This window comes from Streptacidiphilus sp. MAP12-16 (assembly GCF_041262165.1).
Lineage (GTDB): Bacteria > Actinomycetota > Actinomycetes > Streptomycetales > Streptomycetaceae > Streptacidiphilus.
Genome location: NZ_JBGCBY010000006.1, coordinates 212,246 through 234,218 on the forward strand (window position 1 = coordinate 212,246; position 21,973 = coordinate 234,218).

The following is a 21,973-nucleotide window of genomic DNA, read 5'->3' on the forward strand; positions in this document are numbered from 1 at the left end:
TGCTTGGCTGGAAGCCCCTCGGAAAGGAGCACGACCATGGTTGAGTCCGCTCGCGGACGCGTGCGCGTCGAGCCCGGCTCCAAGCGGGTCCGGGCGTTTCTCGACGGCGGCCTCGTCGCCGACACCGTCCGGCCGGCCCTGGTATGGGAGAAGCCCTACTACCCGACGTACTACCTGCCGCTGGAGGACGTCCGGGCCGAACTCGACGACACCGGCAAGGTCGAGCGGTCACCGAGCCGCGGTGACGGGCACGTCTACGACATCCGGTTGGGGGAGCGCACGGTCACCGGCGCCGCTCGGCGCTACCCCGACTCGCCCCTGGAGCCGCTGCGGGAGCTGGTCCGGCTGGACTTCGACGCGCTGGACTGGTTCGAGGAGGACGAGCCCATCTACGTCCACCCGCGCGACCCCTACACCCGGGTCGACGTTCTCGGCAGCAGCAGGCACGTCCAGATCGAGGTCGACGGAGTCACCGTCGCCGAGTCCCGCCAGCCGCGCATCCTCTTCGAGACCGGGCTGCCGCCGCGCTACTACCTGCCGATCACCGACCTGCGAATGGACCTGCTGCGGCCGTCGGACACGCAGAGCCACTGCCCCTACAAGGGAACGGCCGCCTACTGGTCGCTGCAGGTCGGCGACACCCTGCACCGCGACCTGGTGTGGATCTACCGCACGCCGCTCCCGGAGAGCCAGAAGATCGCCGGCCTGGCCGCCCTCTACAACGAGAAGGTGGACCTGTACGTGGACGGCGTGCTGCAGGAGAAGCCGCGGACGCCGTTCAGCTGACGCTGCACCGGAGTCCGGTCGGCGCCCGCGAGCAGCCCGCTGCCCGGGCGCCGACCAGCCCCCGGCGGTAAAATTGCGTCCATGGGAGAGCTTCCCGCCGCGCCGCAGCTCCTGCTTGAGACCGACGGTGACTCGCAGCTGATCAGCCCGAGCCGCTCCTACAACGTCGGGCGGGACCCGCTCAGTGACATCGTCCTCGCCGACCCCCGGGTCTCCTGGCACCACGCCGTCCTGCACGTGAGTGACGGCCACTGGACGCTGGACGACATCGGCAGCTCCAACGGCACCTACACCGACGGCCGCCAGGTGCGGCACCTCGACGTCGGCCCCGGCTGTCTGCTGCGCTTCGGCAATCCCACCGACGGCCCCTGGGCCGCGCTGAGCGACCTCCCCCGCCCGACGGGCCGCCTGCGTACCCCCTCGGCGCTGACGTCGATCACCGGGTCGTTCCGGCAGCCGACCAGGATCCGCGAACTGCCGGCCCGCACCATCCGGATCGGCCGCGCCCCGGGCAACGACCTGGTCGTGGACGACCTCGTAGTCTCCCGGAACCACGCCGAGCTTCGCGCCCGCGAGGACGGACGCTACGAGATCGTCGACCTGTCCAGCCACAACGGCACCTTCCTCAACGGCCAGCCGGTGATCCAGGCCCTGGTCGGTCCGGGCGACCTGGTCGGCATCGGCCACTCCGTCTTCTGCCTCGTCGGCGACGAGCTCCAGGAGTTCGTCGACACCGGCGAGGTCACCCTCGATGTCGAGGGTTTGGTCGTCCGCATGGGTGAGGAACAGCGCACCCTCCTCGACCACGTCTCCTTCCCGGTGGGGCAGAAGAGCATGCTGGCCGTGGCCGGCCCGAGCGGCGCGGGAAAGTCCACGCTGCTCAACGCCCTCACCGGGCTGCGGCCCGCGGACGAGGGAACGGTCCGCTACGACGGCCGCGACCTCTACCGGGACTACGCCGAACTCCGCCAGCGCATCGGCCTGGTGCCTCAGGACGACATCCTGCACACCCAGTTGACCGTGCGCCGGGCCCTCGGCTACGCCGCCGAGCTGCGCTTCCCCGGCGACACCGCCAAGGTCGAGCGACGTGCCAGGGTCGAGGAGGTGATCGAGGAACTCGGGCTCCAGCAGCGGGCGGACCAGGTCATCTCCAGCCTCTCCGGTGGCCAGCGGAAACGCGTCAGCGTCGCCCTGGAACTGCTCACCAAGCCCTCCCTGCTCTTCCTCGACGAGCCCACCTCGGGCCTGGACCCCGGCATGGACCGCTCGGTGATGCACATGCTGCGCGGCCTCGCCGACGACGGCCGCACCGTCATCGTGGTCACCCACAGCGTGCTCAGCCTCGACGTCTGCGACCGGCTGCTGCTGCTCGCCCCGGGCGGCCGGATCGCCTTCTACGGTCCCCCCGGCGAGACCCTCCCCTACTTCGGCTTCCCCGGGTGGCCGGACGCGTTCGAGGCGTTCGAGAACGATGCGGACCGCGACTGGGCGGGCGAGTACCGGAACTCCAACCCCTACCGCCAGTACATTTCCTCGGCCATGGAGCACGCCGGACGGAGCGTCACCTCGGCCAGGCCCTCGCTCCCCTCCCCGACCGCCCAGAGCTGGGGATCCCAGCTCCGCACGCTGATCCGGCGCTACGCGGCAGCCCTCGCCGCCGACCGCACCTTCCTCGTCATCATGGTGGCGCTGCCCTTCGTCATGGGCGCCATGGCGCACGCCCTCGCCGGCAGCCGGCTGACCCAGACCACGGCACTCAACGCCCTGCTGATCCTCTGCGTCGGCAGCGTGCTCACCGGAGCGGCCAACGCCGTGCGCGAACTGGTCAAGGAACGGGTGATCTACCAGCGTGAGCGCGCCGTCGGCCTGTCGCGCTCCGCCTACCTCTGCTCGAAGGTCGTGGTCCTCGGAGCGGTGACCGTCGTCCAGGCGTTCGTCCTCACCATGGTGGCGCTGTTCGGCGTCCGGCTCCGACCACACGGCGGGGGCGTCTTCCTGCCTCCCCTGATCGAGATCACGCTCGCCGTCGCCCTGCTCTCCTTCACTGCGATGATGCTGGGCCTGCTGGTCTCCGCTCTGGTGAAGAAGGAGGAGGTGACCATGCCGCTGCTGGTGCTGCTCGCCATCGTGCAGGTGGTGTTCTGCGGTGCGCTGCTCCCGCTCAACGGCGTTCCCGGGCTCCAGCAGCTGTCCTGGCTGGTTCCCTCGCGGTGGGCCCTGGGAGCCATGGCCGGCACGATCGACCTGCACCAGATCGTCCCGGGGAAACTCACCTCCGACCCGCTGTTCGCGCACAAACCCGGCACCTGGCTGCTGAACATGGGCATGCTGGTCGTCCTGTCCGCGTTGCTCGCCTTCTTCGTCTCCCGCCTGCTGCGCCGGCACGAACCCGCCGTCATGCGGAGATAGCCGGTGAACACGCTCGAGTTCCAGCCGACCCACGTGGTGCCGCCGGAGGGCCTGCCCACCTGGGCCAGCCCGGACCCGTCCGATCCGTCCGCCCGGCTCGATCCGCTGCTCCCGGTGCAGCTGGCCGAGAACCGGGGAGACTGGGCCCGGGTCGTCTGCTCCAACAACTGGTCCACCTGGGTGGACGGCCGGCTGCTCGTCGCCCTGCCGCACAGCCCTCCCGGGACCCAGCAGCCGCTCACCCGTACGGAGGATCCCCGCCCGCTGCTGGCCAGGGTCGAGCACGCCCTGGCGGAGTACCGCCGGCAGGTCGACGAGCTCGCGGACGGGCGGACGGACCTGGAGACCTTCCGTCGCCGCACCCGGGGGTTCCGGCTCGGCGCCGTCGTCGACGGTGACGGCGCCTGGCTGCTGGACCTCGAACAGGGCCGCTGGTACTACAGCGACGGGCTGCAACTGCAGACCTACGCCACCGTGGACGTGCCGCCCGCCGCCGCCGACGACGGCGTCGAGGAGCCCAGCCCGCCACCGGGCCCCTCGCCCACCCAAGTGGGTGACCCCTGATGCCCGCCACGACCGACGGCATGATCGGCCGACAGATCGCGGGCTACCGACTGGAGCGCGAACTGGGCCATGGCGGCATGGCCGTCGTCTACCAGGCCAGGGACCTGGCTCTGGGCCGAACGGTCGCGGTCAAGCTGCTGGCGCCGGAACTCGCCCGCAACGACGTCTTCCGGAAGCGGTTCGAGCACGAGTCGAGGGTCGCCGCGGCCATCGACCACCCGCACATCGTCCCGGTTTTTGAAGCCGGGGAGGCGGAGGGGATCCTCTTCATCGCGATGCGCTACGTGCAGGGACGCGACCTGCGGGCGCTGCTCGACCGCGCGGGGCCGCTCTCCGTGCGCCAGGCCGTCCGCATCGCCGCCCAGGTGGCCTCCGCCCTGGACGCGGCGCACGCGCACGAGCTGGTGCACCGGGACGTCAAGCCCGGCAACATCCTGGTGGCGGAGGGAACCGACAGCGACCATCCGGAGCACGTTTACCTGACCGATTTCGGCCTGACCAAGAAATCGCTCTCGCTGACCGGCCTCACCACCGTGGGCCAGTTCGTGGGCACGGTCGACTACGTGGCGCCCGAGCAGATCTCCGGCCGCCCCGTCGACGGCCGCTGCGACGTGTACAGCCTGGGCTGCGTGGTCTTCGAGAGCCTGGCCGGCGTGACCCCGTTCCGGCGCGAGGACGACTTCGCCCTGCTCTGGGCCCATCTCCACGACCCGCCTCCGGCGCTGACCGCCCACCGGCCCGAGCTGCCGGTCGAGGTGGACCAGGCCATGGCCAGGGCGCTGGCCAAGTCGCCGGACGACCGCTACGACACCTGCCTGGACTTCGTCACCGCCCTCCGCCGAGCGGTGGCGGGCCGCGGACCGCACGCCGGCCGGCCGCAGGTGGGCTGGGCTCCGACCGAGGTGGCTCCGGCGCTCCGGCTACCGCCCCCGGAGCCGCCCGTGCCGCCCCGGCCGCCGCAGTGGGCGACTCCGGTGTTCGCAGTACGGGAGTCGGCGTCCGGCCGGCCGTTCCTGCCGTGACTCCTCCTGTGACGCAGTGCCAGGCGGGTTCGCCGCGGTTGCGGGCAACCGGGATCGGGTGCAGACAATTGGGGATGCGGGAAGGGGCGCGATCGGGCGGCCGGGAGAGCAGCTCCCGAGTCTCCCTGCCGCCCGGTGGGGTACAGACGGGTCGCACATCACTGCGGCGCCGGTCGTCCATGCCTGGGAGGCAAGGCTCGTGAGTTCCCAACCGCCGTCAGGGCCCCCGTCCGGCCCACCGTCAGGTCCACCGTCCGGCCCTCTCTCGGGCCCCTCGTCGAACCCACCGGCGTCGGGGCAGGTCCCGGGTTCCCCGTCCGGGGGCCGGCCGGGGCCGGTGCCGCCGTCCGGCCCGCCGACCCAGGCGTCCGGGCCGCCCTCGCAGCCTCCCGGCCCCTACCGGGTCTCCGCCGCCTCGTCCGGCGGGCCACCGCGCCCCTGGTGGCGCCGCGGATGGGGGCTCGTGCTGGCGACAGCCGTCGTGGCGGCCGCGGCCGTGCTGGCCGTGGTACTCACCAGGCCGTCGACCGCCCAGGCCGTCACCCTGCAGCCGGCCGGCTCGACCGGGCCGGACCCCTTCACCCCCTCGGTGGCCGGGAAGGCCACGGCCTCCGCGTCGGCCGCCCCCGGATCGGGTGCCTCGACCACCGGCAACCGCAGCGTGCACGGCTCGGACGTCGGCCTCTACGGAGGGACGGAGCGGCTCTCCAGCTGCGACGTGGCGCAGCTCTCCGCCTTCCTCGTCGCCAACCCGGACAAGGGAAGGGCCTGGGCGGGCGTCGAGGGCATCTCGCAGAACTCCATCGCGCCCTATCTGCGCTCGCTCACCGCCGTGGTGCTGCGCATGGACACCCGGGTCACCAACCACGGATTCAGCAACGGCGCCGCGACCGAGTTCCAGTCCGTGCTGCAGGCGGGCACAGCGGTACTGATCGATCCGCGCGGGCTGCCCCGGGCGCGGTGCGCCTGCGGCAATCCGCTGCTGCCGCCGGTCGGGCTGGACTCCTCGGAGACCTTCACCGGTACCGCCTGGCCGTCGTTCCGCCCGACGGACGTCGTGGTCGTCGTGCCGTCAGTGACGCAGGTGACCGTGATCGTGCTCTTCGACCCGTCGACCGGGGCGTGGTTCTCCCGCCCCGTGGGGGGTGCCGGAGAGACGGACCACCGGGTGCCGCCGCCGAGCCCCACGGCGACTGAGTCGTCGAGTGCGTCGTCCAGCGCGTCGTCCAGCCCGTCCGGCAGCCCGTCGGGCAGCCCGTCGCCGAGCGCTTCCTCCGGCTCGCCGACGTCTCCCTCGTCCTCGCCCTCCCCGTCGCCCTCGCCCTCGGCGTCCTCTTCCGGACCACCGAGCTCGTCGTCCGCGGCGTCGAGCGGGACTTCGTCCTCGGCGGCGAGCTCGCTCACCACGAGCTCATCCGCCGCGGTCTCGCCGCTGACCGGAAGTCAACTCGCTCCGCCCTCCTGAACTCCCGCACCAGCCACCGACCGAAGGAGCCTTTGGTGCCGATCTATCAAACCGCCCACTACCAGGTGAGAGCAGCGGCCGTGGACAAGGTCGTCGCGGCGGTCAGGACGTTCGTCCAGTACGTCACCGACAACGAGCCCCGCACCCGGATGTACGCAGCCTGGCAGCAGCAGGACGAGCCGACGAAGTTCGTCCACCTGTTCATCTTCGAGGACGAGGCGGCGCACGAGGCGCACGGCAGGTCCCAGGCGGTGCGGGAGTTCGAAGCCGTCTACCGGCCGGAGCTGGTCGGCGGCCCGGTCGTCTTCACCGACTACGGGCTCGTCGCGGCGAACAGCTGAGGCTATCGCTCCCCAGGTCGTAAGACCGACCAGTCCAAGACCGGTCGGTCTACCCCGCGCCGGTCCGCGCCGCGTCGGACTCCGAGCCGACCACGTTCTCAGGGAAGTGGCAGGCCACCACGTGCCCGGTCCTCAGCTCGCGCAGCGGCGGTTCCTCCAACCGGCAGATCTCCTGGGCCTTCCAGCAGCGCGTGTGGAAGCGGCACGCCGGCGGCGGGTTGATCGGCGAGGGGACGTCCCCGGTGAGCAGGATGCGCTCCCGCCGTTCCTTGCGCTTGGGGTCGGGCACCGGTACCGCCGACATCAGCGCCACCGTGTAGGGGTGCATGGGGGAGCGGTAGAGGGAGTCCCGCTCGCCCAGCTCGACGATCTTGCCGAGGTACATCACCGCCACCCGGTCGGAGACGTGCCGGACCACCGACAGGTCGTGCGCGATGATCACGTAGGTGAGGCCGAGTTCCTGCTGCAGGTCGTCCAGCAGATTGACCACCTGCGCCTGGATGGAGACGTCCAGCGCCGAGACCGGCTCGTCGGCGACGATCATCTTGGGCCGCAGGGCGAGCGCGCGGGCGATGCCGATGCGCTGCCGCTGCCCGCCGGAGAACTCGTGCGGATAGCGGTTGTAGTGCTCCGGGCTGAGCCCGCACAGCTCCAGCAGTTCCTGCACGGCCTTCTTCACCCCGCCCTCGGTCTTCACGTGCTGGAGCCGGAAGGGCGCGCCGACGATGGTCCCGATCGTGTGCCTCGGATTCAGTGAGGAGTACGGGTCCTGGAAGATGATCTGGATGTCGCGGCGCAACGGCCGCATCCGCCCGCGGCTGAGGTGGCTGATGTCCCGCCCCTCGAAGCGCACCGTGCCGGCCGTCGGTTCCAGCAGTCGCACCAGCAGCCGCCCCGTCGTGGTCTTGCCGCAGCCGGACTCGCCCACCACGCCCAGGGTCTCGCCCGGCAGGACGGCGAAGTCGATGCCGTCCACCGCGCGGACCGCCCCGATCTGGCGCTGCAGCAGCCCCTTCTTGATGGGGAAGTGCTTGACCAGACCGCTGACCTCCAGCAGTGCCTCGCCCTGCGGCCCGGGCACCGGTACGGGACCGTCGGCGCCCGTTGTCGCCTCGTTCAGCACGGCCATCGCCTCCTCTCCGCAATCTCTCGCCCCGCACACGGCGCGGTCCTCACAGCCGCGGCTCCACCTCCTCGGTGAAGATGCGACGCCGCTCCTCCGGGGCGAGGTGGCAGGCGACGGTGTGGGCCGGGTCCGTGGTGGCCACCAGTTCGGGCAGCACCGTCTCGGAGCTGCCGCCCGTGCGGTCCGCGTACGGGCAGCGCGGGTGGAAGGGGCATCCCGGCGGGATCCTGATCAGGCTCGGCGGATTCCCGGTGATCGGGAGCAGCCGCTCCTGCCGCTCCCGGTTCATCCGTGGCATCGAGGCCAGCAGGCCCCAGGTGTAGGGGTGCTGGGGCGTGCTGAAGATCGCCTCCGCCGGGCCCTTCTCCACGCACCGGCCCGCGTACATCACCAGGATGTCGTCGGCGAGTTCGGCGACGACGCCCAGGTCGTGGGTGATGATGACGACCGCGGAGCCGAACTCCTTCTGCAGGTCCCGGATGAGGTCCAGGATCTGCGCCTGCACGGTGACGTCCAGTGCGGTCGTGGGCTCGTCGGCGATCAGCAGGGCCGGGTCGTTGACCAGTGACATGGCGATCATCGCGCGCTGGCGCATGCCGCCGGAGAACTGGTGCGGATAGTCGTCGACGCGGCTGGCGGGCTGCGGGATGCCGACCCGGTCCAGCATCTCGACCGCGTGGGCGCGGGCTTCCTTCTTGCCCGCGTCCGGGTGGTGCGCCCGGTACGCCTCGATGATCTGGGCGCCGATCGAGTAGAAGGGATGCATCGAGGTCAGCGGGTCCTGGAAGATCATCGCCATCTTCTGGCCGCGCAGCCGGCGCACCCGGTCGGCGTCGGCGCCGATGAGTTCCTCGCCGTCGATCCAGACCTCGCCGGAGATCCGGGCCCGGGCTGAGCGGAGCAGCCCCATGATGCCAAGGGAGGTGACGGACTTTCCGGAGCCGGACTCGCCGACGATGCCGAGGGTCCGCCCGCGCTCCAGCTCGAAGGAGATCCCGTCGACGGCCTTCACCAGGCCGTCGTCGGTGTCGAAGTGGATCCGGAGCCCGCGCACGCAGAGGAAGGCGTCGCTCGGCGGGGCGCCCCCCAGCACGGGGCTGGTGGTGCCTTGCGGCTGCTCCTGCTGCCGGGTCCGCCGGTTCACGAGTACCTCACCCGGGGGTCGACCGCGACGTAGAGCACGTCCACGACCAGGTTGGCGACGATGATGAAGAAGGCCGCCAGCGTGGTCACCGCCATGATCTTGGGAAGGTCATTGTCGGCGATCGCCTGCACCGCGTACTGGCCGACGCCGGGCAGCGAGAAGGCCGTCTCGGTGAGCACCGCACCGCCGAGCAGCAGCCCCAGGTCCAGTCCGAAGACGGTGATGATCGGGGTGAGTGCGGCGCGCAGGCCGTGACGGACCACGACCTGACGCTCCGGCAGCCCTTTGGCGCGCGCGGTGCGGATGTAGTCCTCGTTCATGGTCTCCAACATGCCCGCGCGGGTCAGCCGCGCGTACAGCGCCGAGTAGAGGAAGGCCAGGGTGACCCAGGGCAGGACCAGGTTCTTTGCCCAGAGCGCCGGGTTCTCGGTGAAGGGGACGTACTGCAGGTTGGGGAAGATCGGCCACTTGTAGCTGAACAGGGCCAGCGAGATCAGGGCCGTGAAGAAGATCGGGAGGGAGACGCCGGCGAGTGCCAGGCCCATGGCGAGCCGGTCGAAGACCGATCCGCGCTTCAGGGCCGACAGGACGCCGATGGAGACGCCGCTGATCACCCAGATCACCGCGGCACCGGCGGCCAGCGACGCTGTGACCGGGATGCGTGCGGTGATCTCGGGCCACACCGGCAGGTGGCTCTTGAAGGAGTAGCCGAAGCAGGGGACGTTGCAGACCGAGGCGTCAGGTCCGTAGTGGAACGTGCGACCGGCGATGATTCCGTGCGCGAACTCCCACCACTGCTGGTAGAGCGGCTGGTCGAAGCCGAGGTTCTTCTCGACCGCGGCCAGCGCGGCCGGGCTGGGGTCGCGCCCCACGTACTGGGCGGCCAGCTGGGTGCTGGTCTCCCCGGCGAGGCGGGGGACCAGGAAGAAGATCGCAAAGGTGATCATGGTGACGACGATCAGCAGCAGGATCGCCGCGAACACCCGGCGAATGATGTACGCACCCACGGCGGGACGGCGCGGACCGCCGCCGGCGGGTTGCCCCGCCGGCGGCCGCCACCGCTTTCACCTCCTCGTTCTGTTCTGCTTCTCTTCGATGGCCTCTGTTGGGGGTTGGGTCACTTCGTGCTGCCGACGTTCAGGTAGTCGTACATGCCGTACGCCGGGGTGACGAAGACGTTGGTCGCGCTGGCCGGCCGGTACAGGAGGTCCTTCCGGTACAGCAGCGGAACCAGCGGGGCCTGCTGCATGGCCGCCATGTCGATGGCGCCCCAGGCCTTGGTGCGGGCGGCCGGGTCGGTGTTCTCGATGGCCGCGGTGAGCATCTGGTTGATGACCGGACTGTTCAGCTCGGACAGGTTGCTGTTGCCCGACGCCTTGATGGTCCGGCCGTCGAGGATCTGCTCCAGGAAGCCGTAGCCGGTCGGCCAGTCGGCGGCCCAGGCCATCATCATCAGGCCGAGGTCGTGCGCGTGGACGAAGGCCGGCGCTCCGGCGTTGTCGGTGAAGTACTTGCCGGACGGGTACTGCTGGATGGAGACGTTGATCCCCACCTTCTTGAGCGAGGCCTGCACGGCCTGCGCGATGGCGATCTCGTTGGGCCGGTCGGAGCGGGCCGACAGGCTGGTGGAGAAGCCGTTCGGCATGCCGCACTGGGCCAGTTGCGCCTTGGCGGCGGCGAGGCCCTGCGGCGAGTCCGCACCCTGGTCGCCAGGGGTCTGGTAGAGGTTGAACGGCGTGTAGCCGGTGACGCTCGGCGGGAGGACGGTGCTGGCGATGTCCCCGTGCACGTTGCCGCCGGTCGCGGTCTGCGCCGACAGCTTGTCCACCGCGTACTCCACCGCCTGGCGGCAGTGCACGTTGTTGAACGGCGCCACGTTGGACGAGATGGCCACGTAGGCCAGGGCGCCGCTCTGCGCGTCGTCGATGTGGCTCTTCTGGCTGGAGTTGCTGAGCGCCGTGGCCTGGGTGGAGGCGGCGATACCCGCACCGGCCAGGTCCAGCGTGGCGTTGCCGGCGATCAGGTTGCTGTCCACGGTGGTCTGCGCGACGTTGAAGGCGATCGTGATCTTGTCCGGGTACTGCTTGCGGATCGGGTCGTCGGCCGCGCTCCAGTCGGGGTTCTTCACCAGCGTCGCGCCCTTGCCGTCGGTGTAGCTCTGGAACATGTACGAGCCGGACGACACGATGCTGTTCACATAGGTCGAGCCGGTGTCCTTGGCCTGCGGGACGGGGGCCGTCTGCGGGTTGCTGACCAGGTAGTCGAAGTCTGCGAACGGCTGGTTGAGGTGGAACACGATGGTGGTGGCGTCGGGAGTCTGGACGGACTTCAGGTCACCGGTCTTGTCCTTGTAAGGGCCCTGGTACGCGGGGGTGTTGTCGACCAGGTACTGGTGGAAGTACGTCGGGCCGTTGGACAGCACGTCGGGCGCGTAGTTGCTGCGCTCGATCGCGTACTTGACGTCCTTGGTGGTGATCGGGGTGCCGTCGGAGAACTTCTGGCCGGCACGGATGTGGTAGGTCCAGGTCTTGCCGCCGTCGCTGGCTGTGCCGAGGCCGGTGGCCAGGTCCGGGACCAGCTTCAGGCCGCTCTGCCCCGGAGCGGGCTGGAAGGTCGTCAGCGCCCGCGCGTAGAGGCGGGAGACGTCCCACATGAACGCGTAGTAGGTGTTGCCGGGGTCCATCGAGTCCGGGGTGCTGGACAGCTGGTACGCGACCGTGCCGCCGGTGTGCGTCGAGGCGTTGACGGTCCCGGTGAGGCCGGCGTTGTACGCCGTGGTGCCTCCCGCGCTGGTGCTGCTGCCGCCCGAGCTGCAGGAGGTCGCGGCGAGTGCCACCGCCGCGGCCGCCGCGACGAGGGCGGCTGCCTTTGATCTCCTCATGGTGCTTGTGCTCCTAGTTCTGTGAGGTCGGGGCGTCAGGAGCCGGTAGTGGGTCAGTTGCTCCGCGGGTCCAGCGCGTCGCGAAGGCCGTCGCCGAGCAGGTTGAACGCCAGGACAGTGATGAAGATGGCCATGCCAGGAACGACCATGAACCACGGGTCCGCCTGGTAGAGGCTGATGGACTGGTTGAGCATCCCGCCCCAGGAAGCCTGTGGCGGCTGGATGCCGACTCCGAGGAAGCTCAGCCCTGCCTCGAAGAGGATGTTGGTCGGGATCAGCAGCGTCGAGTAGACGATGATCGGCGCCACCAGGTTCGGTAGCAGTTCCTTGAAGAGGATGTACGGTCCGCGGGCGCCGAGGCTGCGGGCCGCGTCGATGAACTCGCGCTCGCGCAGCGAGAGCGCCTGCCCCCGGATGATCCGGCCCATGTAGGGCCAGTTGAAGAAGCCGATGACGAAGATCAGCACGCTGATGTGCAGGGTCAGACCGTGCAGTCCGAAGGCGCCGCCCTGCAGTGAGGCGGACAGCGCGATGGCGAAGAGCAGCAGCGGGAAGGCCAGGAAGATGTCCATCAACCGGCTGATGGCCGTGTCCACCCAGCCTCCGTAGTAGCCCGCGACGATGCCGAGGACGGTGCCGATCACGTTGGACAGGATGGTCGCACCGAACGCGACGGCCAGGGAGACCCACGCGCCCTCGATGATCCGTGCGAGCAGGTCCCGGCCGTACTGCGGCTCGACCCCCAGCGGGTGGGCCCAGCTCACACCGCCGAAGGCCCCGTTGGGCTTCAGCAGGACCGGGTCGATCAGGTTCTGGTGGAAGGCGTTCGGATCCAGCCCGAACACGGCCTCGATCGGTTTGGCGAGGACGGCCAGCAGGATCAGGCAGACCACGACGACTCCGCCGGCCACCGCGACCTTGTCGCGCTTGAACCTCATCCAGGCGATCTGCCCGAGCGAACGCCCCTCGATCCGGGCGGCACCCATGCCGACCAGCACGGCTTCCGGCTGCGCCTCGGCAGCCGAGCCGGTGACGTCTATGGGTGCTGTCATACGCGTGCACCCCCGGGCCGACGGCCGTCGGCGACTCGAGCCTGTGGGTAGCGAGCTGATTATACGCATATCAGACATTTTTTGATATGGAAAAAGTAGCCTTGCGGCTGTTTGCACCACTGAGATCGCCATCATGCAGATATGCCGGGTTTGATGATGTATGCCGGGTAGCCTGAGGCTCGCCTGAGCCTGACCTACCCGAGGTATGACCAGTCCGCTGAGTGTCGGAGGTGCCGCGTGAATGTTCCCGCCGCGCGAGTCGTGTTTTCCGGGGACGACCGATCGGAGGCAGCCGCCGCGGTCATGGAGATCCTGGCCGGCGGGTCGCTGACGCTGGGGCCCTGGACCGAGCGGTTCGAAGCCGCGTTCGCGACCGCGCACGCGGTTCCGCACGCGGTCGGGGTCTGCAGCGGCACCGCGGCGCTGGAGATCGCGCTGCGGATCGTGGGCGTGGCCGACCGCGATGTCGTGGTGCCGGCCAACACCTTCTACGCCACCGCCGCGGCCGTCCTGCACGCGGGTGGCCGACCGGTGTTCGCCGATGTCGAGGCTACGACGTTCGCGCTGAGCGCGGTCGGCGTCGAGGCGGTGCTCACCCCCACCACCGCCGCCGTCGTGCTCGTCCATGTCGGCGGTCTGATCACCCCCGAGGTCGACGCGCTCCGACGGCTGTGCGACTCGCGCGGGATCGCGCTGATCGAGGACGCGGCACACGCGCACGGGTGCACCTACCAGGGCCGGTTCGCCGGGTCGTTCGGCCTGGCCGGCGCCTTCTCCTTCTACCCCACCAAGCTGACCACCAGTGGCGAGGGAGGGATGCTGGTCACCGACTCGCTCGAACTGCGCGACGAGGCACGCGTCTACCGGGACCAGGGCAAGGGCTCCTTCACCACCAACCACCACGTCCGGCAGGGGTACTCCTGGCGCCTGAGCGAGGTGAACGCGGCGATCGGCGAGATCCACCTGCGCCGGCTCAAGGAGTTCATCGACATCCGCCGCGAGGTAGCGAGCCGCTTCACCGCCGCGCTGGCGGCCATGCCCGGCCTGGAGCCGCTGGTCGAGGCACCGGGCTGCCGCAGCAACTTCTACAAGTACATGGTGCTGCTCCCCGAGGGCGTCGACCGCGCCCTGTTCAAGCGCGAGGTCTTCGAGCGCTTCGACGTCCGGCTGCCCGGAGAGGTGTACGACCTGCCGCTGCACCGGCAGCCGGTGCTCGCGGAGTTCGCGGACGGACCGCTCCCGGTGGCCGAGGACGTCTGCGCCCGCCACATCTGCCTGCCGATCCACTCCGACATGCGGAGCGACGAAGTGGACCAGGTGCTGTCCGCCCTCTCCGCCGTCCACGCCGACCTGATCGGCTGAGCGCCGCCATGAGGGCAACTGTCACCGGAGGATGCGGATTCATCGGCTCGCACGTCGTCGACCGGCTGCTGTCAGCCGGACACGAAGTCGTGGTGGTCGACGGCACGTTGGGCCGGACCAACCCGGCCGCCTCGTACGCGCGGGCCGACATTCTCGACCTGCCGGGTCTGACGGCGGCGATGGAGGGAAGCGAGGTGGTGTTCCACCTCGCCGCGATGTCCAACGTGGACGAGATCGCCACCGATCCCGTCCGCGCCACCCGGATGAACGTCGAGGGCACGGTGTGCGTGCTGGAGGCCGCCCGGCGCAGCGGCTGCGCCCGGGTCGTACTCGCCAGCACCGTCTGGGTGTACGGCGCCGCGCACGGAGAGGCCGGGCCGGGCGGCGTCGAGCTGACCGAGGACGTCCCGTTCGACGTCGGACGGGTCGGCCACCTCTATGTGGCGGGCAAACTCGCCGCGGAGCTGGCCGTGCACAGCTACCACGACCTCTACGCGCAGCACTACACGATCCTTCGGTACGGCATCCCGTACGGACCGCGGATGCGGGACGAGCTGGTCGTCGCCCGCTTCGTGCAGGCCGCCCTGGCCGGCCGGCCGATCACCATCGCCGGAGACGGCGGCCAGACCCGCAACTGGGTCTATGTCGAGGACCTCGCCGAGGCCCACGTCCGCGCCCTGTCGCCGGCCGCGCAGGACCAGACCTTCGCCCTGGAGGGCGACACGGCGGTGTCGATCAAGGAGATCGCCGACACGGTGAGCTCGCTCCTCGGCCCGCTCGCCGTCGAGCACGTCCCGGCCCGCGCCGGTGACTACGCCGCCCGGGCGATCTCCAACGCGAAGGCCAAGCGACTGCTCGGGTGGTCGCCGAGCACCGGGTTCGCCGACGGGGTCCGCCGGTACATTGACTGGTACCGGTCGTCCGGCGCCGCCGGTGACCTCCCGCCGACGTCGTCCTGACGGGAGGTCACCGTGCCCCACGCGCTGCTGCTCTCCGGGTCCCTCGGCCAGGGCCACGACGTGATGGCCCAGGCCTGCGCGGACACGCTGCACGGTCAGGGCTGGACCACCGAGACCGCGGACGCGATGGGCATGCTGGGCCCCCTCGGCTCCGCCGCCGGAGAGGCCGTGTTCCGGCGGATGCTCGCCTGCCCCGGCCTCTACGACGCCTTCCACTTCGCCGCCCTACGACCGGGCGCCCGGATCGCGCTGCTCGCCGAAGCCGCCGCGCGGACACAGCTCGAACCGAAGGTGCGCGAGCTGCTGGAACTGGGCGCGCCCGATCTGGTCATCTCGCTCTTCCCGACCGCCGCGGCTGCCGTCAACCGGCTCCGCGGCCTCCGGCCGGGCACGGCCCACCTGGTCTTCTGCACGGATGTGACACCGCACCAGCTGTGGGTCCAGGACGGCACGGACCTCTTCCTGGTCACTTCGGAGGTCGCGGCCTGCACCGTACGCCGCTACCGGCCGGACGCCCGCATCGCCGTCGTGCCGGCTCCTCTGCGGGCCGGCTTCTACGACCCTCCCGCCCGGGCCGAGGCGCGCGACGAGCTGGGCATCCCGGAGGACGCCCGCTGCGTGCTGCTGATGTCGGGGGCGTGGGGGCTCGGCCCGATCGCCGGCGCCGCCGTCGGGCTGGCATCCGCCGGACCGCACGTGCTGGCCGTGGCCGGTCGCAACCGGCGGCTCGAAACCCGGCTCCGCGAAGCAGCTCGGCGACTGCCGCAGCTGCACGCCATCGGCTACACCGAACGCGTTCCCACCCTGATGGCGGCCGCCGATCTGGTCGTCACGAGCTCGGGTGACACCTGCAGCGAGGCCCGCGCGCTCGGCCGCCGGCTGCTCCTGCTGGACGTGGTCCAGGGCCACGGGCGGGACAACCTCCAGCACGAACTGGAACTGGGCCGGGCCGAGGTGACCTCGGGGCGCCCGCACGAGGTGGTCCGCAACGCCCTCGCCGCGCTCGACGCACTCGCTGACGCCGACGGACCCGAACAGTCCGCTCCGCCGCCCTCGCGGGCCCGTTGGGAGGCCGCGTTCTCCGCCGCGCTCGCCCGGGTGCCGGCGCTCGACCGGGTCCGCGTCCCGCGATAGGCGGCGCTGCGACGGGCGGCGCCGGGCGCCGGGCCGTGATCGGCCGAGCCGCCGTGATCGGCCGAGCCGCCGTGACCAGCCGAACCGGCGTGATCAGCCGAACCGGCAGGCGAGGCGCCGGAACAGTCCGGGCGCGCCGCCGTGGATCCGGTCGGGCAGTCGCAGCCAACCGGGGACCACCCGCTCCTCCTGACCGCTCGTCAGCAGGTCGAGGATCGCGTCGGCGATCCTCTCCGGCGGCACCGGTCGCGGCCACTGCCGGTGGTAGGGAGTCCCGCGCCGGCTGAAGTACGGCGTGTCGACCACCCCGGGGAGCACCAGCCGGACCCGGACCCCGCTGCCGTGCAGTTCGTAGCGCAGGCTCTCCGCGAACATGGTGAGGCCGGCCTTGGTGGCTGCGTAGACGGCCTCGTCCCGTACGCCCAGGCGGGCGACGATGGAGCCGACGATGACCAGGCAGCCGCTCCCGCGCTCCACCATCCCGGGCAGCAGCAGGCGCGCGAGCCGCAGCGGCGCGGTCAGATTGACCGTGATCATCTGTTCGAGGACGTCGACCGGCATACCGGGGAACGGCCCGCGCCAACCGATGCCCGCGTTGGCGATCAGCGCGTCGACCCGTCCGGCCACATCGAGCGCACGGCTCGCGAGCTCGTCCGGCCCGCCCGGCTCGGACAGGTCGGCAAGAAGGGCGGTGCCGCCGACCCGGTCCGCGACCTTGCACAGCCTGGCGGCGTCCGTGCCGGAGAGCAGTGGATGCCAGCCTGCCTCGGCCAGCCTGGCGGAGGTCGCCGCGCCGATGCCGGAGGACGCCCCGGTCACCAGGGCGACCGGCACGCCGGTGCCCGCCGGGCCCCCGTTCAGTCCGTCGACCATGGCGCTGAGCCTCGCGGCTTCGGGTCCGGCGATGCGTGCTCGGTCATGGGTTCCACCTCACAGCTCCGGGCCGGCGGGCCCTGGCCGGGATGACCGGCGCCGCCCGAAACATCTGTACGTTGCCACCGTCGCACGAACGGTGAACGGCCGCGCGTCCGTCCTCCGCCGGTGACGCCTTCCGTTGCGGAGACTTCGCGGTCCCGCTGCTCCGACTCGATCTCCCCGAACCGGGAGAGCACGAACGCTCCGCCGACAGCGATCGCGAATCCCGCCGCCGCCAACCAGGTGAACCCCGGCCGGGCCCGGTCGCCGAGGACCACCACACCGATCAGCCCGGGCACGAACGTCTCGCCGACGACCACCCCTGCGGTGGCGACCGTCACCGAGCCGCGCTGCAGGGCCAGTGCGTAGCACAGATAGCCGCCCAGACCGCCGGCCATCAGTGCGTAGGTCGCCGGGTCGGCGAACAGGTCCGCCGGGGAGGACGGGGCCAGCACCCGCACGCTCAGGTTGACCACTCCGAACACGGTGCCCGCGATCAGCCCCAGAGCAGCAGCCACCACCTTCCCCCGCCGGTGTGCCAGCGGCAGGGTGAGCAGCAGCAGGGCGCCCGTCGCGGCCAGCAGGCCGAAGTGGAAGCCCGTCCCGACGGCCTGGTGTCCCTCCGGTCCGGAGCTCACCGCCAGCATGGTGAGTCCCGCGACCACGGTGGCGATGGCGAGGACGTCGCGCCGCGCCAGCCTGCTTCCCAGCAGCCACACGGCCGCCAGCGCGGTCACCGCCAGGCTCGCGCTGGTCACCGCCTGCACGACGAAGAGCGGCAGCCGGTGCAGCGCGACCACGATGAGCGCGAAGGCAGCGATGTCGAGCCCCGTTCCCAGCAGGAACTGCGGAGAGCGGGCCACCCTGCCCAGCAGGCGCAGACCCGGCCGGTCCTCCTTGGGCATCCTGCGGGCACCACGAGCCTGGAAGACGGAAGCACAGCCGTAGCCGATGGTGGCGAGAACGGCGGCGGCTAGTCCGAGAAGCATGGTCCCCTCGCTCGCGACGGCTCGGCGGCCTCCGGACGGGGCCCGGAGCTGGCGGTGCTACGAATCCCATTCCTCGAGGTAGCGCTCGACCTCCTCGGACGTGCAGACCGCGCAGACCGGCGGTCCGGCCATGGCGACGCGCGCGGGCCATGACTGCAGCGAAAGCTCGTCCCGGACCAGCGGCCTTCCGCAGCGGGGACACCGGCCCCAGGGGGCATCCGGGTCCGGTGAGTCATCGGCCGGCGCGCCGTACGGGTGTTCAGTCACGGTGGACACGACCCTTCGGGGCGAAATGCCCGACTCCTCCACCATGGCACCGTGTCAATGCGGGGTCCATCCTGTGCGGCGCACGGGTGAGGCCCGCGGTCGAGCTGCCGGCGCGACGGGCCGCCCAGGCGAGATCCCCGCTGCCCTCGACGCATCGTGACAACGGTTGTGCAATTCGCTTCGCGAGAGGCGCGGATCCCTGCCGTTCCGGTCACGTATCCGATTCGCTTGACTGCGATAGGCAATCAAGGGTTGGATATTCCCGTAGGGGGTTCGACGGAAGGGTCCGTCGGGATTTCTGCTGCTCCCTGGAGGATCAATGTCGGGAATCGTCGATCTCATTGATCGAGCTCGTTTCGTATGTGACGCATTCGCGACGTTTCTGATCGGTTGTGGAACGGTACTCTCATGCTGGGAAGAATTACGTTGACGGCGGTCCGACATGTCTCGCCGCCGCCGTTGCCGGTGCACATACGCTCTGCGGCGACCGCGCCCCTGGTGCAGACCCTGTCCCGCTGTCCCGACAAGCAGCTCTCCGGCGTGCTCCAGGTCTCGGGCGATCCAGGGGGCGTCCTCCATCTGATGGGCGGGGAGGTCACCGCCGTCGACACTCCCGGCGCGCCGGACGCCGCGACGCTGCTGCTGCGCTCCGGACGGGTCAGCGAGGTCGACCTGGCTGCCGCCTTCACTACTGCAGCCGCCGACGGTCACGCCGGAGCGAAGCTCATCGCCAAGGCCCTGTTGGGCGCGGCGGAGCTTCGGTTGGTGTGCCTGATGGCCGTGCTGGACGGGGCGTTCGCGGTGGCAGCGGGACGGATCGACGCGTGTTCCCTGGAGAGCAGCGGGGTCGCCCACGTGCTCTCGGCAACGCCCGGTGTCGAGCCCGAGCGGCTGATGCGGGAGACCGAACGCCGCCTCAGGGCCCTCGCCTCGCGCCAGCACCCGATCTGCCCCTACCGGGACCGAGTGGTCCCGGCTACCGAGGCCATTGACCGGATGGCCGGTCCGCTCGGTGGCGAACGTCGAGAGATCCTGCTGCGCGCCAACGGCCGGCGCAGTTCCAGGGACATCGCCTTTCTGATCGGCCGTGGCGTCTACGCGGTCACGGTGGAAACCTCGCGGATGGTCAGCGAGGGCCTCGCAGTCGTCTGCCGACGAGGCGCCGACTCCGGCGGGCGCCGACCGTCCGCGACGCCCGGACCGGATCCGACGCTGCCGGTCGGCACCAGGCGGGAGCGGAGCGGCGACCGGCTTCCCCGTCGGAGCCCGGGAGTCAGCGCCATCAACGACGTCCTGCCATTGCGGCCTGCGGGCCGAATCGTCGACATACCCTGACAGCCGATGGAAATCCGACCACACTTCTGCTGCTCCTCCCCGTTGCGCACTGCCGGGAATTCTGGAATTGGCTTCCGGTGATTTCCCCGCGCGCCGTCCGTAATCTTCGGATCGGCGCCGCACTGCGTCGGCCGGAGTGACTGGCGAGCTCGACATGGAAAACGGAGACATTGTGGACGACAGCACTGATCTGCTGCTCGCCGAGATGCGTTCGCTGCGTGAAAAGGTGGTGGGCATCACCGACACGGCAGTGGTGGCGATCGACGGTCTGCTGATCGCGGCCGACACCGACGAGCCCGTCGACCCGGAGAGCCTTGCGGCCCTGGCCGCCGCCGCTCTCGGGCTCGCCCGCCGCACCGGGCAGGCCACCGGCAAGGGCCTGCTCCGCCAGACGGTGGCGCACTGCAGTGGGGGCTACGTCGTGGTGCACGCCGTCGGGGACATGGCACTGATGGCCGTGCTCGGCGATACGGGTCTGGACATGGCGCGCCTTCAGGTCGAGTCCCAGGCGGTCGCCGAGCGGATAGACCGCCTGCTCACCTCGCGGGAGCCGGCCTCCCAGGGCTGAGCAGCAACGACCGGGCGCGGCCTCCCGCGGACGGAAGCCGTACTCGTGCGGGGTGCCCGGATCGGAATCCGGATCCGCACCGCCGCCGGAACTACACAAGGAGATTCAATGAGCACATCGGGAACCTCAGGACCCCAGGAAATCCAGAGCTTGACCGAGCGGGTGTTCAGCCTGGTCAAGCACCTCCGAGCGGATGTACCGGAGTGCCTTGCGGCCGGGATCATCGACATGTCGACGGGCATGCTGCTGTCCGTGGAGACCGTCGACTCGCACCCGCCGGAGGTGCTCGACATGCTCGCGGCGGCGACCCTCGACCTGTTCCAGGGACGCAACGTGGTGATGATCGAGGACATATTCAAGGAGCGCCGGGGGGTCGTGACCAGTCGTCACTACTTTCAGGAGATCCTCGTCAACAGCGACAACCTGACCCACGTCTTCATGAGGGTCGACAGCGGCGACGAGGTCGTCGCGGTGGTGGTGTGCCGCAAGTCCGTGAACGTGGGCATGCTCTTCGCTCAGGCCAGGCGCGTGCTGAAGGAGCACGGGCGGCTCTGACCGCCGGGCGGCCCCGCCGGACGGGATCCGGCGGGGCGCGCGCCGCTCACGGTCCTGGCACCGTCCCGGAAGCCGCCCACGCCAGGAGCTGCGGCGCGGTCCAGCTGTTGATCACCCGTTCCGCACCGATACCGCACTCCTCGGCGCGGGAACAGCCGAAGACCTGCCAGTCCAGCTGCCCGGGCGCGTGCGCGTCGCTGTCGACGGCGAACAGGAGGCCGTCCACCGCGGCGGCCTGGCGCAGCAGCGGACGCGGCGGATCGAGCCGATCGGGCCGGGAGTTGATCTCCAGCGCTGTTCCGTGCTCGGCGCAGGCAGCGAGGACCTCCGCCGCGTCGAAGCTGGACGGCGGCCTGGTCCGGCCCGTCACCAGCCGCCCGGTGCAGTGGCCGAGCACGTCGACCCGCGGGTCGGACGCTGCGGCGACCAGACGGCGGGTCATCGCGCGTGGCTCCATCCGCAGTTTCGAGTGCGCCGAGGCCACCACCACGTCCAACTGCTGCAGCAGCTCGTCCTCCTGGTCGAGCGAGCCGTCGTCCAGGATGTCGCACTCGATGCCGGTCAGCAGCCGGAAGTCCGGGTACCGGGTGTTGAGCTCGGCCACCACGGCGAGTTGCTCGCGCAACCGCTCGGGGGACAGGCCGCGGGCCACCTTCAGCCGCGGCGAGTGGTCGCTCAGCACCATCCACTGATGGCCCAACTCCCGGGCCGCATCGGCCATGGCGTCGATCGGACTGCCGCCGTCCGACCAGTCGGAGTGCACATGGCAGTCCCCCACCAGGGCGCTGCGCAGGGCGGAACCGCCCAGATCCGTGCGGTCGGGCTCCCGCGACTCGAGGTCGGCGAGGTAGGCCGGTGTCCGCCCGGACAGGGCCTCGGCCACCACCCGGGCAGTCTTCGCGCCCAGCCCGGGCAGCGCTTCCAGCTGCCTGGCCGCCGCCCGTCGCTCCAGTTCCTCCTTCGGCAGGTCGGCGATCACCGCTGCCGCCTTCCGGAACGCCTGCACGCGGTAGGTGTCCGCGTTGCCGCGCTCCAGCAGGTAGGCGATCCGCTCCAGCGCCCGTTGCGGCTCCATCCGCCTCCACCTCGCAGTAGGTCA

Annotated in this window: 20 protein-coding genes; 12 read left to right on the forward strand and 8 right to left on the reverse strand. The window is 70.7% G+C overall.

The window, feature by feature from the left end; translation table 11 throughout:
- The first annotated feature begins 36 nt into the window (after positions 1-36).
- The 6 genes from ABIA33_RS10085 to ABIA33_RS10110 all read left to right on the forward strand — a co-directional run bounded on the left by ABIA33_RS10085 (position 37) and on the right by ABIA33_RS10110 (position 6,587).
- Positions 37-786, forward strand: coding sequence for a DUF427 domain-containing protein (locus ABIA33_RS10085; RefSeq protein WP_370079448.1), 750 nt, complete (start codon positions 37-39; stop codon positions 784-786).
- Positions 787-867: 81 nt separating this feature from the next.
- Positions 868-3,195, forward strand: a complete 2,328-nt coding sequence (locus ABIA33_RS10090; RefSeq protein ID WP_370079450.1) for an FHA domain-containing protein — start codon at positions 868-870, stop codon at positions 3,193-3,195.
- Positions 3,196-3,198: 3 nt separating this feature from the next.
- Positions 3,199-3,759 carry a hypothetical protein gene (locus tag ABIA33_RS10095; RefSeq protein ID WP_370079452.1) on the forward strand — a complete coding sequence of 187 codons (561 nt, stop codon included), beginning with the start codon at positions 3,199-3,201 and terminating at the stop codon, positions 3,757-3,759.
- Positions 3,759-4,781, forward strand: a complete 1,023-nt coding sequence (locus tag ABIA33_RS10100) for a serine/threonine-protein kinase (protein WP_370079454.1) — start codon at positions 3,759-3,761, stop codon at positions 4,779-4,781. The genes ABIA33_RS10095 and ABIA33_RS10100 overlap by 1 nt, the downstream gene beginning before the upstream one ends.
- A 463-nt stretch (positions 4,782-5,244) precedes the next feature.
- Complete coding sequence (locus tag ABIA33_RS10105) at positions 5,245-6,246, forward strand: DUF6777 domain-containing protein (protein ID WP_370079456.1); 1,002 nt, start codon at positions 5,245-5,247, stop codon at positions 6,244-6,246.
- 35 nt (positions 6,247-6,281) lie between these two features.
- On the forward strand, positions 6,282-6,587 hold the full coding sequence (locus ABIA33_RS10110; protein ID WP_370079458.1) for a putative quinol monooxygenase: 306 nt from the start codon (positions 6,282-6,284) through the stop codon (positions 6,585-6,587).
- A gap of 49 nt (positions 6,588-6,636) precedes the next feature.
- On the opposite strand, the gene ABIA33_RS10115 is transcribed toward ABIA33_RS10110, so the two are convergent.
- The 5 genes from ABIA33_RS10115 to ABIA33_RS10135 all read right to left on the reverse strand — a co-directional run bounded on the left by ABIA33_RS10115 (position 6,637) and on the right by ABIA33_RS10135 (position 12,790).
- A complete protein-coding gene (locus tag ABIA33_RS10115) occupies positions 6,637-7,716 on the reverse strand; it encodes an ABC transporter ATP-binding protein (RefSeq protein WP_370079502.1) in 1,080 nt (359 codons plus the stop codon).
- A gap of 43 nt (positions 7,717-7,759) precedes the next feature.
- The gene (locus ABIA33_RS10120; RefSeq protein WP_370079798.1) at positions 7,760-8,806 is read right to left on the reverse strand and encodes an ABC transporter ATP-binding protein; all 1,047 of its coding nucleotides are present in this window, start codon (positions 8,804-8,806) and stop codon (positions 7,760-7,762) included.
- A gap of 47 nt (positions 8,807-8,853) precedes the next feature.
- On the reverse strand, positions 8,854-9,864 hold the full coding sequence (locus tag ABIA33_RS10125) for an ABC transporter permease (RefSeq protein WP_370079514.1): 1,011 nt from the start codon (positions 9,862-9,864) through the stop codon (positions 8,854-8,856).
- Between the two features lie 110 nt (positions 9,865-9,974).
- Positions 9,975-11,738: an ABC transporter substrate-binding protein gene (locus tag ABIA33_RS10130; RefSeq protein ID WP_370079519.1), complete on the reverse strand. Its 1,764-nt coding sequence runs from the start codon at positions 11,736-11,738 to the stop codon at positions 9,975-9,977.
- A gap of 53 nt (positions 11,739-11,791) precedes the next feature.
- Complete coding sequence (locus ABIA33_RS10135) at positions 11,792-12,790, reverse strand: ABC transporter permease (protein ID WP_370079528.1); 999 nt, start codon at positions 12,788-12,790, stop codon at positions 11,792-11,794.
- Between the two features lie 237 nt (positions 12,791-13,027).
- Between ABIA33_RS10135 and ABIA33_RS10140 the strand changes: the two genes are divergently transcribed.
- The 3 genes from ABIA33_RS10140 to ABIA33_RS10150 are packed head-to-tail and all read left to right on the forward strand — an operon-like array spanning position 13,028 to position 16,245.
- Complete coding sequence (locus ABIA33_RS10140; protein WP_370079530.1) at positions 13,028-14,152, forward strand: DegT/DnrJ/EryC1/StrS family aminotransferase; 1,125 nt, start codon at positions 13,028-13,030, stop codon at positions 14,150-14,152.
- Between the two features lie 8 nt (positions 14,153-14,160).
- Complete coding sequence (locus ABIA33_RS10145) at positions 14,161-15,111, forward strand: NAD-dependent epimerase/dehydratase family protein (RefSeq protein WP_370079532.1); 951 nt, start codon at positions 14,161-14,163, stop codon at positions 15,109-15,111.
- Positions 15,112-15,123: 12 nt separating this feature from the next.
- Positions 15,124-16,245: a hypothetical protein gene (locus ABIA33_RS10150; RefSeq protein WP_370079534.1), complete on the forward strand. Its 1,122-nt coding sequence runs from the start codon at positions 15,124-15,126 to the stop codon at positions 16,243-16,245.
- Positions 16,246-16,338: 93 nt separating this feature from the next.
- Here ABIA33_RS10150 and ABIA33_RS10155 read toward each other — a convergent pair whose 3' ends face one another.
- On the reverse strand, positions 16,339-17,118 hold the full coding sequence (locus ABIA33_RS10155; protein WP_370079537.1) for an SDR family NAD(P)-dependent oxidoreductase: 780 nt from the start codon (positions 17,116-17,118) through the stop codon (positions 16,339-16,341).
- Positions 17,103-18,149, reverse strand: coding sequence for a hypothetical protein (locus tag ABIA33_RS10160; protein WP_370079539.1), 1,047 nt, complete (start codon positions 18,147-18,149; stop codon positions 17,103-17,105). The genes ABIA33_RS10155 and ABIA33_RS10160 overlap by 16 nt, the downstream gene beginning before the upstream one ends.
- Positions 18,150-18,824: 675 nt before the next feature.
- Here ABIA33_RS10160 and ABIA33_RS10165 point away from each other — a divergent pair.
- The 3 genes from ABIA33_RS10165 to ABIA33_RS10175 all read left to right on the forward strand — a co-directional run bounded on the left by ABIA33_RS10165 (position 18,825) and on the right by ABIA33_RS10175 (position 20,874).
- Entirely contained in the window at positions 18,825-19,751 is a 927-nt protein-coding gene (locus tag ABIA33_RS10165) for a MarR family transcriptional regulator (RefSeq protein ID WP_370079541.1), read from the forward strand.
- A gap of 172 nt (positions 19,752-19,923) precedes the next feature.
- A complete protein-coding gene (locus ABIA33_RS10170; protein WP_370079543.1) occupies positions 19,924-20,319 on the forward strand; it encodes a roadblock/LC7 domain-containing protein in 396 nt (131 codons plus the stop codon).
- 108 nt (positions 20,320-20,427) lie between these two features.
- The gene (locus tag ABIA33_RS10175; RefSeq protein ID WP_370079545.1) at positions 20,428-20,874 is read left to right on the forward strand and encodes a hypothetical protein; all 447 of its coding nucleotides are present in this window, start codon (positions 20,428-20,430) and stop codon (positions 20,872-20,874) included.
- A 46-nt stretch (positions 20,875-20,920) separates the two neighbouring features.
- Here ABIA33_RS10175 and ABIA33_RS10180 read toward each other — a convergent pair whose 3' ends face one another.
- Positions 20,921-21,949, reverse strand: coding sequence for a PHP domain-containing protein (locus ABIA33_RS10180; RefSeq protein WP_370079547.1), 1,029 nt, complete (start codon positions 21,947-21,949; stop codon positions 20,921-20,923).
- Positions 21,950-21,973: the final 24 nt, after the last annotated feature.

Bases quoted from the DNA above. Each gene is read 5' to 3' on its own strand.
- ABIA33_RS10155 (WP_370079537.1), bottom strand. From the start codon at position 17,118: ATGGTCGACGGACTGAACGGGGGCCCGGCGGGCACCGGCGTGCCGGTC.
- ABIA33_RS10115 (WP_370079502.1), bottom strand. From the start codon at position 7,716: ATGGCCGTGCTGAACGAGGCGACAACGGGCGCCGACGGTCCCGTACCG.
- ABIA33_RS10175 (WP_370079545.1), top strand. From the start codon at position 20,428: ATGAGCACATCGGGAACCTCAGGACCCCAGGAAATCCAGAGCTTGACC.
- ABIA33_RS10135 (WP_370079528.1), bottom strand. From the start codon at position 12,790: ATGACAGCACCCATAGACGTCACCGGCTCGGCTGCCGAGGCGCAGCCG.
- ABIA33_RS10090 (WP_370079450.1), top strand. From the start codon at position 868: ATGGGAGAGCTTCCCGCCGCGCCGCAGCTCCTGCTTGAGACCGACGGT.
- ABIA33_RS10100 (WP_370079454.1), top strand. From the start codon at position 3,759: ATGCCCGCCACGACCGACGGCATGATCGGCCGACAGATCGCGGGCTAC.
- ABIA33_RS10130 (WP_370079519.1), bottom strand. From the start codon at position 11,738: ATGAGGAGATCAAAGGCAGCCGCCCTCGTCGCGGCGGCCGCGGCGGTG.
- ABIA33_RS10180 (WP_370079547.1), bottom strand. From the start codon at position 21,949: ATGGAGCCGCAACGGGCGCTGGAGCGGATCGCCTACCTGCTGGAGCGC.
- ABIA33_RS10145 (WP_370079532.1), top strand. From the start codon at position 14,161: ATGAGGGCAACTGTCACCGGAGGATGCGGATTCATCGGCTCGCACGTC.
- ABIA33_RS10160 (WP_370079539.1), bottom strand. From the start codon at position 18,149: ATGCTTCTCGGACTAGCCGCCGCCGTTCTCGCCACCATCGGCTACGGC.
- ABIA33_RS10085 (WP_370079448.1), top strand. From the start codon at position 37: ATGGTTGAGTCCGCTCGCGGACGCGTGCGCGTCGAGCCCGGCTCCAAG.
- ABIA33_RS10165 (WP_370079541.1), top strand. From the start codon at position 18,825: ATGCTGGGAAGAATTACGTTGACGGCGGTCCGACATGTCTCGCCGCCG.